This is a genomic window from Bifidobacterium asteroides (assembly GCF_009683175.1).
Taxonomy (GTDB): domain Bacteria; phylum Actinomycetota; class Actinomycetes; order Actinomycetales; family Bifidobacteriaceae; genus Bombiscardovia; species Bombiscardovia asteroides_H.
This window is the reverse complement of record NZ_WKKW01000001.1, coordinates 424,494-439,596: the sequence shown is the minus strand read 5'-3', so window position 1 is coordinate 439,596 and position 15,103 is coordinate 424,494. Positions and strand designations below refer to the sequence as shown.

Annotated in this window: 15 protein-coding genes and 3 tRNA genes; 12 read left to right on the top strand and 6 right to left on the bottom strand. The window is 60.7% G+C overall.

The genetic code is table 11. The features are described 5' to 3' along the window. Positions 1-74: 74 nt before the first annotated feature. A tRNA-Pro gene (locus GKC41_RS01960) sits at positions 75-148 on the bottom strand. Between the two features lie 128 nt (positions 149-276). Here GKC41_RS01960 and lysS point away from each other — a divergent pair. The 4 genes from lysS to GKC41_RS01940 all read left to right on the top strand — a co-directional run bounded on the left by lysS (position 277) and on the right by GKC41_RS01940 (position 4,729). Then, the gene (gene lysS / locus GKC41_RS01955; RefSeq protein WP_154312735.1) at positions 277-1,905 is read left to right on the top strand and encodes a lysine--tRNA ligase; all 1,629 of its coding nucleotides are present in this window, start codon (positions 277-279) and stop codon (positions 1,903-1,905) included. Between the two features lie 21 nt (positions 1,906-1,926). After that, on the top strand, positions 1,927-2,907 hold the full coding sequence (menA, locus tag GKC41_RS01950; protein ID WP_154312734.1) for a 1,4-dihydroxy-2-naphthoate octaprenyltransferase: 981 nt from the start codon (positions 1,927-1,929) through the stop codon (positions 2,905-2,907). A 66-nt stretch (positions 2,908-2,973) separates the two neighbouring features. Then, positions 2,974-3,921, top strand: a complete 948-nt coding sequence (gene menA / locus GKC41_RS01945) for a 1,4-dihydroxy-2-naphthoate octaprenyltransferase (protein WP_154312733.1) — start codon at positions 2,974-2,976, stop codon at positions 3,919-3,921. 67 nt (positions 3,922-3,988) lie between these two features. Continuing rightward, positions 3,989-4,729 carry a phosphoglyceromutase gene (locus tag GKC41_RS01940; RefSeq protein ID WP_154312732.1) on the top strand — a complete coding sequence of 247 codons (741 nt, stop codon included), beginning with the start codon at positions 3,989-3,991 and terminating at the stop codon, positions 4,727-4,729. Positions 4,730-4,913: 184 nt separating this feature from the next. Here GKC41_RS01940 and phoU read toward each other — a convergent pair whose 3' ends face one another. Beyond that, complete coding sequence (gene phoU, locus GKC41_RS01935) at positions 4,914-5,591, bottom strand: phosphate signaling complex protein PhoU (protein WP_154312731.1); 678 nt, start codon at positions 5,589-5,591, stop codon at positions 4,914-4,916. Positions 5,592-5,792: 201 nt separating this feature from the next. Between phoU and GKC41_RS01930 the strand changes: the two genes are divergently transcribed. Next, a complete protein-coding gene (locus tag GKC41_RS01930) occupies positions 5,793-7,043 on the top strand; it encodes a sensor histidine kinase (RefSeq protein ID WP_229281558.1) in 1,251 nt (416 codons plus the stop codon). Here GKC41_RS01930 and GKC41_RS01925 read toward each other — a convergent pair. Further along, entirely contained in the window at positions 6,976-7,263 is a 288-nt protein-coding gene (locus GKC41_RS01925; protein ID WP_045935671.1) for a hypothetical protein, read from the bottom strand. The genes GKC41_RS01930 and GKC41_RS01925 overlap by 68 nt on opposite strands. Positions 7,264-7,402: 139 nt before the next feature. Between GKC41_RS01925 and manA the strand changes: the two genes are divergently transcribed. The 4 genes from manA to GKC41_RS01905 all read left to right on the top strand — a co-directional run bounded on the left by manA (position 7,403) and on the right by GKC41_RS01905 (position 12,000). Beyond that, the gene (manA, locus tag GKC41_RS01920) at positions 7,403-8,788 is read left to right on the top strand and encodes a mannose-6-phosphate isomerase, class I (RefSeq protein WP_324612003.1); all 1,386 of its coding nucleotides are present in this window, start codon (positions 7,403-7,405) and stop codon (positions 8,786-8,788) included. A gap of 293 nt (positions 8,789-9,081) precedes the next feature. Continuing rightward, the gene (locus GKC41_RS01915; RefSeq protein WP_154312730.1) at positions 9,082-9,993 is read left to right on the top strand and encodes a CHAP domain-containing protein; all 912 of its coding nucleotides are present in this window, start codon (positions 9,082-9,084) and stop codon (positions 9,991-9,993) included. Positions 9,994-10,042: 49 nt separating this feature from the next. Next, positions 10,043-10,783, top strand: coding sequence for a C40 family peptidase (locus tag GKC41_RS01910; protein WP_229281557.1), 741 nt, complete (start codon positions 10,043-10,045; stop codon positions 10,781-10,783). Positions 10,784-10,953: 170 nt separating this feature from the next. Beyond that, positions 10,954-12,000 carry a universal stress protein gene (locus GKC41_RS01905; RefSeq protein WP_154312729.1) on the top strand — a complete coding sequence of 349 codons (1,047 nt, stop codon included), beginning with the start codon at positions 10,954-10,956 and terminating at the stop codon, positions 11,998-12,000. 72 nt (positions 12,001-12,072) lie between these two features. On the opposite strand, the gene GKC41_RS01900 is transcribed toward GKC41_RS01905, so the two are convergent. Next, the gene (locus tag GKC41_RS01900; protein WP_045935666.1) at positions 12,073-12,486 is read right to left on the bottom strand and encodes an OsmC family protein; all 414 of its coding nucleotides are present in this window, start codon (positions 12,484-12,486) and stop codon (positions 12,073-12,075) included. Between the two features lie 143 nt (positions 12,487-12,629). Here GKC41_RS01900 and GKC41_RS01895 point away from each other — a divergent pair, with 143 nt between their 5' ends. From GKC41_RS01895 to GKC41_RS01885, 3 genes are all read left to right on the top strand, one after another. Continuing rightward, positions 12,630-13,505 carry a thymidylate synthase gene (locus GKC41_RS01895; RefSeq protein WP_154312728.1) on the top strand — a complete coding sequence of 292 codons (876 nt, stop codon included), beginning with the start codon at positions 12,630-12,632 and terminating at the stop codon, positions 13,503-13,505. 89 nt (positions 13,506-13,594) lie between these two features. After that, complete coding sequence (locus tag GKC41_RS01890) at positions 13,595-14,263, top strand: dihydrofolate reductase (RefSeq protein WP_154312727.1); 669 nt, start codon at positions 13,595-13,597, stop codon at positions 14,261-14,263. Continuing rightward, a complete protein-coding gene (locus tag GKC41_RS01885) occupies positions 14,263-14,802 on the top strand; it encodes a low molecular weight protein-tyrosine-phosphatase (protein WP_154312726.1) in 540 nt (179 codons plus the stop codon). Before GKC41_RS01890 ends, GKC41_RS01885 begins: the two co-directional genes overlap by 1 nt. A 66-nt stretch (positions 14,803-14,868) precedes the next feature. On the opposite strand, the gene GKC41_RS01880 is transcribed toward GKC41_RS01885, so the two are convergent. Both GKC41_RS01880 and GKC41_RS01875 read right to left on the bottom strand, forming a co-directional pair. Further along, positions 14,869-14,944: transfer RNA gene (locus GKC41_RS01880), tRNA-Phe, on the bottom strand. A 47-nt stretch (positions 14,945-14,991) separates the two neighbouring features. Then, a tRNA-Asp gene (locus tag GKC41_RS01875) sits at positions 14,992-15,065 on the bottom strand. Positions 15,066-15,103: the final 38 nt, after the last annotated feature.

Here is a 15,103-nt window from a genome sequence, read left to right as displayed (position 1 = left end):
TGAAAAATGCGGTAAGACAATTAAGAGGGATGAGGAAGAGGCCGGCATTATCTGCCGGCCTCTTATCGCTTTTGTCGGGGTAGGGGGATTTGAACCCCCGGCCTCTTCGTCCCGAACGAAGCGCGCTACCAAGCTGCGCTATACCCCGTGACAACGTTCTATATAGTACACGTACCGTCGGCCAAACGCCATCGTCTGCGCGGCGCGACCGTTCAACCGCTTGCCGGTCGGCGGTACCCGGGGCCAAGTACCGGCTCATGCGTAAAATAGCAGTTTATGAATGACTCATCGGAAGAAACCCCTCGTCTGACTACGGTCGAGCGTGCTCAGGCGCTGCTGGACCAGGATATGGCCATCACGGAGAAGATCGATCAGGGCGCCCAGTTGGATGACGCCATTGATCCCGGCAACCTGACGGACAGCGCTGAAGGCCATCCCGAACAGGTGCGCATGCGTGTGGCCAAGAGGGCTCTCATGCTCAAGGAGGGCATTGAGCCCTACCCGGTCCATCTGGATGTGACCGATCGCATTGAGGATGTGCGCCGTAAGTATCAGGACCGCCTTGAGCCTGGCCAGGAGACCGAGGATGTGGTTGGTATCGCCGGCAGGGTCCTCTTCCTGCGCAACGGCGGCGGCCTCTGCTTCGTCCAGCTGGCGGCAGGCGACGGCACGCGCATCCAGGGCATGGTTTCCAAGCGTGAGATCGGCGCTGATTCTCTCAAGCGCTTCAAGCAGCTGGTCGACTTGGGCGACCACCTCTACCTGCGTGGCCGTGTGGTCGCCTCCAAGACCGGCGAACTCTCCGTCTTCGCCACTGAGTGGAACATCGCGGCCAAGGCCCTGCAGCCCCTGCCCGCCCTTCACAAGGAACTGACCGAGGAACAGCGCACCCGCAAGCCCTACCTGGCCATGATCGCCGATGAGGATGTGCGGGCCATGGTCCGCCGCCGTTCCAAGGCCGTCTCCTCCCTGAGGCGTACCTTCGAGGACCACGACTTCATGGAGGTCGAGACCCCCATGCTTCAGACCGTGCATGGCGGCGCCGCGGCCCGGCCATTCACCACGCATATGAACGCCTTCGACATCGACCTCTACCTGCGCATCGCCCCTGAGCTCTTCCTCAAGCGCTGCCTGGTCGGTGGCATTGAGCGGGTCTTCGAGATCAACCGCGACTTCCGCAATGAGGGCGTGGATGCCACCCATGCCCCGGAGTTCACCATGCTGGAGGCCTATCAGGCCTACGGCACCTATGACACCATCGGAGAGCTGACCAAGGAGCTGATCCAGAAGGCGGCCATGGCCACGGCAGGTTCGCTGACGGTGACCCTGAAGGATGGCAGCCAATACGACTTCGGCGGCGATTGGCGTCAGATCAGCATGTATGAGTCCCTTTCCGAATCCCTGGGCGAGGAGATCACCCCGCAGACCGGCGTGGACCATCTTCGGACCATTGCTGACAAACTGGGCCTGGAGGAGGAGCCGGCCGAGAACCACGGCAAGCTGGTCGAGCACCTCTGGGAGCACTTCTGGCAGGACAAGCTGTACGAGCCGACCTTCGTGCGTGATTTCCCGGTCGAGACCTCGCCCCTGGTCAAGGCCCACCGCACCAAGCCGGGCGTGGTCGAGAAGTGGGACCTTTACGTGCGCGGGTTCGAACTGGCCACGGGCTATTCGGAGCTCAACGATCCGGTGGTCCAGCGGCAGCGGTTCGTCGAGCAGGCCAAGATGGCCAGCCGCGGCGATGTCGAGGCCATGGACATTGACGAGGACTTCCTTGAGGCCCTGGGCGTGGGCATGCCTCCCGCAGGCGGCATGGGCATGGGCATCGATCGTCTGTTGATCGCCCTTACCGGTGCATCCATTCGCGAGACCATCACCTTCCCCCTGGTCAAGCCGCTGGTCTGAGATAACAGGGGAGGGACGGTCATGAATATCAGGCTTTGGATGGATGGTATGCGTCCCAGGACGCTGCCTGCATCGGTGGCGCCTGTCTGTGTGGGCGCTTCGGCTGCACTCTTGGAGCGGTCACGGCTGCTGGAACAGTGCACCAGCTCCTGCTCGCCCACGCCTGTCGACCCTGCCCTGAAGGCGATCACGCCGGGACGGCTGGCCCTGATCGTGGTCTTGCTGGTCCTGCTCGCCCTGTCTATGCAGATTGCAGCCAACTTCGCCAATGATTATGCCGATGGCGTTCGCGGCACCGACTCAGGCCGTGGAGGCGAGGAAGCCACCTCCGGCAGGCCCAGACGTCTGGTCGCCGCCGGCGTGCCGCCCAGGAAGGTGCTGTACGCCACCATGATTTCGGCGGCCTTCACCTGCCTGATGGGTCTGGCAGTCATGGCACTGACCGGCCACTGGTGGATGATTCTGGTCGGGGTCTGCTGTCTGATCGCCGGCTGGTGTTACGTGGGCGGCCCGCATCCATACGGCTACCACGGACTGGGTGAGGTCAGCGTCTTCATCTTCTTCGGTCTGGTGGCCACCCTGGGCACTGAGTACTTTCTCATTAATCGGGTCGATGCCGCCGGCATCCTGGGTGCCTGCGTCTGCGGGCTCAACGCCGTGGGCCTGCTCATGCTCAACAATTACAGGGATCTGGACGACGACCGCCTTGCCGGCAAGCACACATATGCGGTTCTGGTGGGGGCGCGTGCAGCGGCTATCTCCATTTACCTGGTCTACATCCTGAGTCTGGTTCTGGGCCTGATCCAGTTCGTTCCGGCTGTCATGCGACATGGCCTGCCGGGCTTCCCTCTTGTGCTGGTTCTGCTGCCAGTAGCCGCTGTTTTCCTGCTGATCTGTCGAGCCTTTGCCCGTGGGCAGGTGCCCAAGGCTTTCGGTATGGCAGGCAAGGGCACCCTGGTCTCCGCCATATGTTGGTCGGCTGGCCTGCTCCTGCAGCTGTGAAAATCTTGGTACTCTCATAAGAGAGCAGATAGACTTTCAAGCGATTTGGTGGATAATCAGGCAATCATGTTCATCACACTTCAGGAATACAAGGACGCACTGCGACCATCGGCCTTGCTCTGCTCGCCCACGCCGGTTCTGATCGGCACGGCGGTGGCCCTCCGACAGCTGTTCGACCAAGGGTCGGGGCCGGATGCGCGCTTCTGGCTGATTGCTCTCTTATGCTGTCTGACGGCTGTATTCATCCACAGTACCTGCAATCTGGCCAATGATTACTTTGACGGCATCAGGGGTACTGACGAAGGCCGGAGTAGCCTTTCGGGCGCGGGGGCCGACGGTTCGGTGCCTGATTTGCCCAGAAGAGGGGTGGCCGGTGGTGTGGAACCCCGCAAGGTCCTGCTGGCCGCCTACCTCAACATCCTTATGGCCTGCCTGTCCGGCCTGATTCTCTGCTGGGTGACAGGCCACTGGTGGATGATCCTGGTAGGCATCTTCTGCCTGCTAGGAGCCTGGTTTTACACGGGAGGCAAACACCCTTACGGCTATAGGGCCATGGGCGAGCTGAGCATCATGATCTTCTTCGGCCTGGTGGGCGTGCTGGCCACCCAGTACCTGGAGACCGGCGGCATCGACCGTCACGGGTTCATCGGTGCCTTGGTCGGAGGTCTTATCTGCATTCCCGTTCTGGAGATCAACAACTATCGGGACATTGATGCGGACCCCTTGGCCGGCAAGTACACGCTGTCTTCATTCATCGGAGCCAAAGGCACGCTGATTCTGATGGGGTCCTGCTATGTACTGGCTGTGATCCTGGGTGTGGTCGAGTCATGGTCCCTGTCCGGCGGCTCCTTTGCGAACGTCTGGCCGCGCCTGCTCTGCCTGTTGCCTGTCGTGGTGCTGGCCATTGCCACCACAGTGGCCAGCTGTCGGAATCGCTTCAGTAGGGCATTCGCGCTGTCGGGCTATACGGATCTGCTGACAGGGTTCTGCTGGCTGGGTGTCTGTCTGCTTTAAGAGACTGTTCTATAGGGGGAGCTGTAGATCCGCCAAACGGTCCCTCTCAGGTCTTAGAATTTTCACTATGACCTACAAACTAGTATTGCTCAGGCACGGCCAGAGCGCATGGAACAACACCAATCAGTTCACCGGCTGGGTGGACGTCCCGCTGACCGAGCAGGGCGAGCAGGAGGCCCGCAAGGGCGGCAGGCTGCTCAAGGATAAGGGTGTTCTGCCGGACATCGTCTTCACCTCGCTGCTGCGCCGCGCCATCAACACCGCCAACATAGCTCTGGATGAGGCTGACCGTCTTTGGATCCCCGTCAAGCGTGACTGGAGGCTGAACGAGCGTCATTACGGAGCATTGCAGGGCAAGAACAAGACCGAGATCCGTGAGAAGTACGGCGACGAGAAGTTCATGCTCTGGCGCCGCTCCTATGCCACCCCGCCGCCCGAGATCGACCCTGACGACGAATACTCGCAGTCCCATGATCCTCGGTATGCCGGAGCCCCAGTGCCCCGCGCCGAGGCACTGGCCAACGTGGTCAAGCGCGTCACCCCTTACTGGGAGAGCGACATTGTCCCGGAGCTCAAGACCGGCAAGACCGTCCTGATTGCCGCTCATGGCAACTCGCTGAGGGCCATCGTCAAGATGCTCGACAACCTGACCGAGGACGAGATCGCCAAGGTCAACATCCCCACGGCCATCCCCCTGGTCTACGAGCTGGACGAGAACTTCAAGCCCATCAAGCCTCGCGGCGAGTACCTGGATCCGGAGGCAGCCGCAGCCGGTGCTGCTGCCGTGGCGGCCCAGGGTCAGAAGTGAGCCCCAGATCCATCTGATGATGTGAATCGGACCTTGGATACAGAGCATCCAAAGTTATTGAGGTGGTGTCTTCTCCCTTTGTGGAAGGCACCACCTTTCGTAGTTATTCTTGGTGGTTGGGGGAGTAAAAAAGGACCGTCATCCGACCAACTATCAGGTGACGGGCCGCCCCTCTGCTGTCTGTTCAGTCCAGATCGAGGTCGAGATCCTTGGGGTCCTTGGAGGGGTCGAAGCCCGAGACGATATATACCACGCGCCGGGCCGCCGAGACGCCATGGTCTCCCAGTCGCTCCATGAAACGTGCCACCAGGACCAGGTCGATCAGCTGCTGCCTGGTTCCCTTCCAGTCGTCTGAGAGGGCATAGCCGAATGTCTGCTGGTGGAGCTTGTCCATCTGGTCATCGCTGACGATAATCTGCTCGGCTATGGTCGTGTCTCTGTCGGAGAGCATCTCGACCAAGCGGTCGGCCATGACATCCAGAAAGTCCTGCATCTGTTTGAACAGGGGGATGACCTCGTCGGGTAGGGTCGGTTCGGGGTAGGAGCGCCTTGCGGTCTCGGCGATGTGCCTAGCCAGGTCTCCCATGCGTTCGAAGGTGGCTGACAGACTCAGCGTGGAGACCACCACCCGCAGATCGGTGGCCACGGGGCTCTGCTTGGCCAGGAGCCTGATGCATTGGTCGATGATGCTGGCCTGGAGGTTGTCTATATCGGCATCCCCGTCGATGACTTCCTGGGCGGTCTCTACGTCGCTGTTCATCAGGGATCGCCCGGCTTTTTTGATGGCATCGCGAACCTTGGCGGCCATTCGATCGAGATCGTCGGCCACCAACCCCAGCTCCTCGTTGAAAATCACGCGCATTGTTCTTCCCTTTCGGCCTCGGTCAACGATATGACTCCAGTCTATGTGACCAAGGTGGCAAGAAAAAGTCAGAACCGAAGAATGTCGGGCCATAGGAGCGGCAATCGATGTCGGATATGCGAGAATAAAGCCGGAACTGCCGATGAGACTTGGTTGATGTCGTAGCGTCCGGGGTCGGCGCCGGACTGGAGGGAAGTCCTTATGAGACGGTTCATGGACCGCCTACGCAGCCTTATGGGCAACCGGAGCAAGGATGGTGAACAGGCCGATGGTGAGGCTTTGGAGGGCTCGACCCAGGCCTTGCTTGCGCTTATCCCCGCCGCCGCGGTTGTGGTTGATGGCGATGACGAGGTTGTCCGCTCCAGCCCGGATGCCTACAGGCTGGGAATCGTCAGCAACGACGAGATCTCAAATCCGAAGATCATCGAAGCCATCGGGCAGGTACGGCGTTCGGGCGGTCGACGCAGTTTTAATCTGATCACGCGAACGCCTACCGAATTCGCTTTGGATGCTGCAGCTGAGAGCACGGAATCCGATGACTGGGATATTGACGAGGCCGAGGATCCTGTGGGTACGACCCGTGTTCAGGCCCAGGCAGTATCCAGAAGGAACTGGCTCAAGGTCACCCTGGGTCGCATCGACCAGTCCTTGGTGGTGGTGCTTATCGATGATGTGAGCGATTCGGTCAGGTTCGTTCGGACCAGGGACGCCTTCATGACCAACGTATCCGAGCAGATGCTCAAGCCGGTCCAGGCCCTGGAGGAGCTGGCGGCACAGCTCAAAAACACCTCCCACCTGGAGGGTGATGACCCAGAACTTCTTCGCAGCCACCTGCGCAGCATCTCCAAGGATGCCTCCTCGGTCCAGCGCTACAGTGCTTATCTGGGGCATGTGCTCAAGGATCTCCTTCTGCTGATCCGGGCTCAGGAGCGGATCAAACCCAGCAGGGAGAATGTGCTTGACGTGGCTGAGCAGATTCGTGCAGTGGTACAGGATGAGCAGGATAGAGCCGACCAGGCCCATGTGACCCTGCGATGGCGATGCGACCGGCCGCTGACTATTCATGGCGACGGGCAGCAGATCAGAGTGGCTCTAGCCAAGCTGGTGGAGAATGCTATCTCCTATTCGCCTTCGGGCTCTATCGTCTCCCTGGTGGCACAGGCCTCCAAGGACGGGAACTACGGAATCATCAGGGTGGTCGACCACGGCCGAGGCATATCCAAGGCCGACCAGGGCAGGATCTTCGAGCGCTTCTACCGGGCCGACAACCAGAATGAAGAGACTGCCGTAGGCATCGGTCTGGGGCTGGCCATCGTCAAGCATGTCGCTTTGACCCACCATGGCTCGGTCACTGTCTGGAGCGCGCCGGGAGAGGGGAGCACCTTCACACTGATGCTTCCTCTGGCTCAGGGTCCGGTTGCTGGGCAAGACGGCGATAATCCCAACGATTGAAGTGCTCCCAGATCATCAGCAGAATGCCCACGCCAACCCCGGACAGGCAGACAATCAGGGGCTTGGTGACCGTCATCCCGGTCAGGGCCAGAATGCCCACCACGACCAGCGCCAGAATCCAGGCACCGGTACCGAACAGGAAGATGCGTCGCAGGTCCACCTGCACGGGCCGAGGCGATGGCCTTCGGGCATCCGGGTCGAAAATGGGAGCCAGCTTCATACCCCCACTGTACCGTTTGCAATGACATGCGGTGACCCCCACGCCTTGCCCAGGCTTCGACCCGTGTCATATTATGACGGAGATTGGTGGGTTCGTATGCACCGGCCCATGGAGGGATTTCCCGTGGAAAGGGGAGTGCGTGTATCCGATCCAAGCTGTGGAGAAGCACTACGCCTGGGGCTCACATGACCGACTGCAGCGCATGTTCCATCTGCATGAGCCGGAGGGATGCCAGGGGGATACCTTGGCGGAGATGTGGTTCAGTGGGCACACCGAATCCCCCTCGCCCCTGACCCTGCCCGACGGGTCGCTCATACCGCTGACCGAGGCCATTCGTCGCAATCCCATGGCAATGCTGGGTGAGCGCGACTCCCGCCTCTTCGGCCCCACCCTGCCCTACCTGTTCAAGATCATCTCGGCCCGCATCCCTCTGTCCCTGCAGGTGCATCCGCTGGATTTCGAGGCTCGCGCCGGCTTCAACCGTGAGAATGCCCTGGGGGTACCTGACGACGATCCCAGCCGCTCCTTTCATGACAGTCTGGCCAAGAACGAGATGGTGGTGGCCCTGGAGCCCTTCCAGGCCTGTGTGGGCTTCGCAACCATCTCCACACAGCTGACCCTCCTGCGCGCCGTGGATCATCCCCTGGCCGAGCTGATGACCGAGGCTCTGACCGCCCGCACCTTCCATCTGGGGGTCCCTCCGGCCCGTTTCGCTTCGGCCGATGCCATGATGCCGGTCTCCTCCTTAATTTGGCCTGACTCCCGCCGACGTATCTTCCGGGCCTTCCACGCTGCCGTGACTGCCGAGCCGGAGGCCGCCCAAGGCCTGGACGAAGCCTTGGAGGCAGCTGCCGGGCGGCTGCGGTCCAGGCGGGCAGGGGCCGTGCTGGACCATGCCCTGTGTGCAGCCCGGTCCTTTCCGAATGACCCCGCCGTGCTCTGCTTGCTTATGCTCAACCCCGTGGACCTGGAGGAGGGCGATTCGGTCTATATCCCCGCCGGGACCCCTCACGCATACATCCATGGCACTGCAGCAGAGATCATGACCAACTCCGACAATGTACTCAGGGCCGGTATGACCCCCAAGCATCGTGACATTCCCAACCTCCTGCGCAGCCTGGACTGCCAGCCTTCAGCCCCCATCGATCCATCCAGCTCCATGATCGCCACCCTGATCATGCACAATATGGTGACCTACCGGCCCAAAATCAACGAGTACATGCTGGTCTACGGGCATGTGCAGGAGGGTGGCGCCACCTGGCCCCTGCTCAACAGGCTTCAGCAGCGTTATGGGGATCTGATAGAGCGTCTGGGGCCTCGCCACCTGATGATCCCCCGCAGAGGACCGCGCATCATCGTCTGCACTGATGGGCGGATCCGTTGCGCAGCCGCCGACCAGTCCTGTGTATTGGACCAGGGACAGGCCCTTTTCGTCCCGTCCGAGGATGGCCGTGTCGACATCACCATGCCTCAGGATTCCGACGATGCCGGCGGGTCCTTCCTCCTGGCCTCGACCCCGGTCTGACCTTTTTTGATCCTGGTTCGCTCAGGGTGGACCAGGCAGGGTTCAAAACCGAGGGACACGCCGTGGCGGACGGCACGCATGCCGGTTTGCTCATGTTCGCCTCATGTCCGTATAATCCTAGCGTATTCCGTGGTTGTCGAAGATGAGCGACCACCGAAGCCATGCTTGAGTACACCAGTATGGACAATTCAGGTCATTTGGCCTGGGTTCTCGCTTGCGTTATGGTGTTCCCTTGTGATGGTTCGTGATACGGCACGAAAGTCGCGTCGGAACATAAACGGGAGTGATTCTAGATGAAGCATGCTGCGCACAGGGCTTCGGCCAGGCGAGGCGCAGGTGTCGGCAGTTGGTCGACCGGCCGATCTTCAGGCGTAACCCAGGCAGCGGGCATTGAGGGTCTTGATGATGCTCTGGCGGCCAAGCTCAACCAGGCGGCCCCTCGAACCCGTCGTTCCATCCGTCTGGCGGCAAAAGCCTCAGCCCGTCGCTCCCATATCATGACCGGTTCGGCCCTGACTGTCCTGGTCGGTGCTGCCGCTTCCTCTATGGCGGTCAGTCAGGCTCGCGGGGATTGGTCCCTGCCCTTGGCTGATAGTGTCGCCATCAATTTGGTCACCCCTTCATCTTCTGCTGGCTCCTCTGACTCAAATGGTGGTGCAAGGGTCTCCCGCTCTGATTACCGTCAGCCCCTGCCGACGGCCTCACAACGTAACGAGGGCAGCTGGGAGCTGGGCGAATCCGAACTCGATGCCGGACAGATGTCCAAATCCCTGGCCAACAATCCGGTCGTGGCTGTGCTGATGGATGCCAATCGATCGGTTCTGCCTTCAGGGTTCAACCCCAACCATGCCACTGGAGATGCTGGCAATGTCTACGAGTTCAGCCAGTGCACCTGGTGGGCCTACGTCCGGCGTCACCAGCTGGGTCTGCCGGTGGGTTCACACATGGGCAATGCCAAGGATTGGTCCGGCTCTGCCCGCTCCCTGGGCTATTGGGTGGACAACACGCCGCGCAATGTCGGCGACATCGTGGTCTTCCAGGCCGGCCAGGAGGGTTCGGATTCCACCTACGGCCACGTGGCCATCGTTGAGAAGATCAACCCCGACGGCTCCATTGTCACCTCGGAGTGCGGTGCCGTCATGAACGGAAAGACCTACTCCCGCACCTTGTCCAATGTGCACGCTTTCAACTACATCCACTACTGATTCTTGGCTAGTTCATTCTTGTTCCTAATACGTGATAGAATTGTGACCGATGAAAAAAACACGCAAGTATGTGAGCATGATGGCAGCTGCCACAATCTGTGGCATGCTCTCCATCGGTATACCCGCCGTGGCCCAGGCCAGTGACGGCAGTGAAGCCGTAGTTACTTCGTCGCGTTCATTCACTCCCGGCAGCAAGGTGCGTGCCGACCTATTGACCGAGTCGACGGCTACCACCGTCGAAAAGGACAGCAGCTGGGGTGGCATTGAGTCTTTGAACGTTCCTGCCACCAAGTCCCAGGCCGAGAAGGATGCTGAAGCCAGGGCCCAGCAGGCTCAAGAGCAGGCTCAAGAGCAGGCCCAGGCTGCAGCCAGTCGGCGTCAGTCCGCGCAGCAGGTCAGTCGTTCGGCTGCTCGTGCCAGCACCACCAACACGGTTACGGATGCGCCGGTCTCCGGCACGGGTGCAGATGTGGTCAACTACGCCCTTCAGTTCCAGGGGATTCCTTATGTGTATGGCGGGACCGATCCAGCCACGGGCTTCGACTGCTCTGGATTCACCCAGTATGTGTTCGCCCACTTCGGCATCAGCCTGCCCCGGACGGCCGATGCGCAACGTTCAGCGGGTGTACCGGTCACGGATCCTGCTCCTGGCGACCTGCTGGTGACCTCTGATGGTAGCCATGTGGGCATTTATGTCGGCGGTGGCCGCATGATTCATGCCCCGCGTCCCGGTCGGACCGTAACAGTTCAGAAGCTTTATCGGGATTTCGAGTATCGTCGTCTGGTCTAAGGCATAGTTGTTGCGCAGGCTCAACGCCCCTACGGGGGCGTTTTGCATATTCGGAGTCGAAGTTCCTCGCGTGTTGGCCCCTGCCAACTTATTGATGAGGTCTGCATGCGATATTCTGACAGAAAGAGCGATGTCGGTTTGTCATCGCCAAGTTTAAAGGAGGTCGTCGGATGAGCAACGACAAGGCTGTTCTGGTAGGCGTCGATGGCTCGGACGCCAGCTACAAGGCGGCGTGGTGGGCCGCCAACTACGCTAAGCATGCAGGGTTGACCCTGCAAATCGTCTGCGCATATTCTCTTCCCTCGTATGCGGCCGTCTCCTTCGACGCGACATACACCACCATGGGAGACGACGTTGCGGCTCACAACGACGCCCAGGAGATTCTCTCCAAGGCCAAGGCCATCGCCGATGAGCAAGGTGTAGGGGCAGCCACGCTGATTGTGACGGGGGATCCTTCATCGGTCTTCGTGGAGCTGAGCCGCAACTACCGGCTGATTGTCATCGGGAACCGGGGCAAGGGCGGCCTGGCTGAGCGCCTGCTGGGCACCACCAGCTCCAGCCTGCCCGCCTACGCTTACTGCCCTATCGTGGTCGTTCCTTACACCGACGACGACGGCAACCTGATGCATCTGAGTAACGACATCAAGCGGGTTGCCGTGGGTTCTGACGAGTCCAAGTGGGGGCTTAAGGCCCTGCAGATCGCCGCCGCCTTCGCTGACAGCTGGAATGCTGAGCTGGATGTCATGTCGGCGGTACCCAATATCTCCGGACTGACCGGTACGGGTTCGTCCGAGGAGCGCAGCGTCATGGACTCCTACCTGGATGACCTCAATACCCGAATCGAACCGCTCATGAAGACCTATCCCGATCTGCGCATCAACAAGACCGTGGTGCCGGGATCGGCTGTTGAAGCCCTGACACAGGCCAGTAAGACCCATGATGTGGTCGTGGTCGGCTCGCGTGGTCGCGGCGGCTTCACCGGGCTCCTGCTGGGATCGACCAGCCAGGGGCTCCTGCAGCATGCCGTCAGCCCCGTCTACGTGGTGCCGCGCAAGTACGTGGAGGCCGAGGAGTCCGGGCTCAAAGCTGCTGCAGAGGCGGCTGAAACCACCGACGTGGCTGAGATCACCGGTGTGGAGCAGGTCTCTGTGGATTCGGCCAAGCCTGAGCAGTTGGCCGACCTGGAGTCGACCATCGACCCCGAGCACGAGGAGTAAGAGCAAGGAGCGGAGACCCCGGAAGTTCCATGAACCTGGGGGTCCCCGCTCCTCTCTTCTTGTCCTGTCGGATCAGTGGCGAACCTTGACGGAGATCCTTACCGGGGTCTCCCGCTGATAGGTGTGTGCCACGGTGCAGGACTTGGCGATATGGCGGCGGACCCGCTCCTCCAGCTTGTCTGCATCATCCTGGGCCAGCCTGGCCGAAGTGGCATCGACGTCCACCTGCTCGTCGAAGCTCAGGTAGGCGTCATCGTCGGCATCATAGGTGCCGTCCACCACGATTTTCGCCCCCTTGCCCTTGCCTAGGGCGCTCTCCACGGCGAATTGGCTGGAGAGGGCTCCACAGGCGGCCAGAGCGATTTTCATCAGGTCGCCGGGGTTGAACTGATCCTCGCCCTTGCCGAAGGTGATGTGGGCACCGTTGTCGCCATAGGCGTTCCAAGTGCCGTTTTCGTCGCGTTCGACCCAAAGTCTCTTGCCCATCTGTTCCTCCTTGTCCGGCACCCGGCCGGGTGCGTCATCCGGATCCGACCCTGTGGCCGGACCTGTTCCTCCAATCTAACCCGGACTTGGCGATTCGTCACAGGGGCGCGCTCAGCTGACCGAGGACTTGATAGTATGGCCGCATGGCCTTGACTTCCGAAGAACTGCAACGCATCCGTACACGTATCCCTGAGCGTCCCGACTCGGACATTCCAACTCCCTATGAGGATCTGGTGCGCACCATCCTGCGCGAGGGTACTTTGAAGTCCGACAGGACGGGAACTGGGACCATATCCCTGTTCGGGCGACAGATGCGCTTCGACCTGTCGCATTCCTTCCCGCTGATCACCACCAAAAAGGTCTACTTCCGTGGCATCGCCTACGAGCTGCTTTGGTTCCTGAAAGGGTCACAGAATGTGCGCTGGCTGCAGGAGAACCGCGTCCATATCTGGGACGAGTGGGCCGACCCGGAGACCGGGGATCTGGGCCCGGTCTACGGTGTTCAGTGGCGTAGCTGGCCCGATCCGACCCCAGAGGACCCCCATCACACCATCGACCAGATCGCCAAGGTGCTGGATTTGATCCGCACCCACCCGGATTCCCGTCGGATGATCGTCACTGCTTGGAATCCAGCCCAGGTTGACAGCATGGCCCTGCCGCCCTGTCATGCGCTCTTCCAGTTCTATGTGGCGGACGGCAGGCTGAGTTGCCAGCTCTACCAGCGCTCCTGCGACATGTTCCTGGGGGTGCCCTTCAACATCGCATCCTATGCACTGCTAACCCTGATGATGGCCCAGCAGGCGGGTCTTGAGCCTGGGGAGTTTGTCTGGACCGGCGGTGACTGCCACATATACGACAATCATGTGGAGCAGGTTCTGGAGCAGCTGTCGCGCAAGCCCTATCCATATCCGACCATGCGCATTCGCAAAGCCGACTCAATCTTCTCCTATCAGTACGAGGACTTCGAAGTGGTGGATTATCGATGCCACCCCGCCATCAAGGCCCCCGTGGCGGTCTGATGCTGCGCTGAGCCGAATACGGGCACCGTCGGATCCGAAGATTAGAATGTACTCGTATATCTACTCACTATGAGGAGTGAACGCAACAGATGGAGCATGACAATAGTCGAAGCGGCTATCACGAACCCGAGCCCGGTCAGGCCGGGCTTCTAGGCGATGAGGAATGGCGGCATCAGGAAGAAGAGATAGGCCATCGCTCATCGGTGAATATGATCTGGGCGCAGGCGCGGGCCACTGACGGCCGGCGCGGCGCCATCGGTTACCACAATGCCCTGCCTTGGCATTTGAGCGAGGACATGCGGCACTTCAAGGAGCTGACCGTATCCCATCCTGTCATCATGGGGCGGCGGACCTGGGTGTCCATGGGGGAGCGGCCCCTGCCCAAGAGGGACAACATCATCCTGTCCAGCGACCCAGGGTTCCATGCACCCGGCGCTACCGTGGTATCTGCGGCCGACGATGCTCTGGAGTTGGCCAGGCAGGAGGCCATTCCCGACGATGGGATGGATCGCAGTGAAATATGGGTCATCGGCGGGGCAGGGGTCTTCAGCACCTTCTTTCCGTTGGCGGATGCGGCCTACGTGACCGACCTGGACCTGCAGACTCCGGCCGACGTCTTTGTGCCCGATATGGAGGAGTTGGTCAACAAGCGGTTCTGGCATGTGCGTGATAAGACCCGGTGGATGACCCCGGCCAAACCAGACCAGGCGGCTGCCATCCCGCGGTTCCGGTACGTCACCTATGGGAAGGTGCGTTGATGGGTCAGGATTCTGAAGGAAAGGCCTCACGGGGTCCCTACAACGTCATGACCGTCTGCACCGGCAACATCTGCCGGTCACCCATGGCTGAGGTCATCCTGCGCAAGTTCTTCCAAGATCGCGGACTGGACGAGGACCGGGTGAGGGTGGAATCCAGCGGAGTCAGCGACGAGGAGTTCGGCAACCCCATAGATCGGCGTGCCCAGAAGGTGCTGCGCGAGCGGGGCTATGAGGTGCCTGCTGACCACTTCGCCCACCGGATCACCCGGGAGGAGGCCGAAGACGCCGACCTGCTGCTGCCCATGACTGTCGATCATATGCGCGCCCTGTTGCGTCTGCTGCCCTCAGGCAAGCGATCTGCAGTTCATCTCTACCGTGGCTTCGACCCGGATTTGCCTAAGCCAGCGCCGGGCCGGGAGAGTCAAATCGATCTGGTGGACCCCTGGTATGGCGGCCCCCGTGAGTTCGAGGTGGCCATCGATCAGATTGAGCACACTGCGCCTTACATCGTCGATTGGGTGGTCCGTCAACTGTCCTGAACGATAGATGGGTGCAAATATCAATTAAGCCCCTGGATTCCTTATGAATCTCAGGGGCTTAATGGCTGGTGGCTCCGAGCGGGATCGAACCGTTGACCTAGCGATTTTCAGTCGCTCGCTCTACCAACTGAGCTACAGAGCCATGAACAGTCGAAAAGACCCGGACAAACCGGGTCAGACCATTCCCAGCGACTCCGGCCGGACTTGAACCGGTGACCTCCGCCGTGACAGGGCGGCGCTCTAACCAACTGAGCTACGGAGCCGAGGCTGCTCGAACAGCCAAGAGGAAAGTTTACATGAG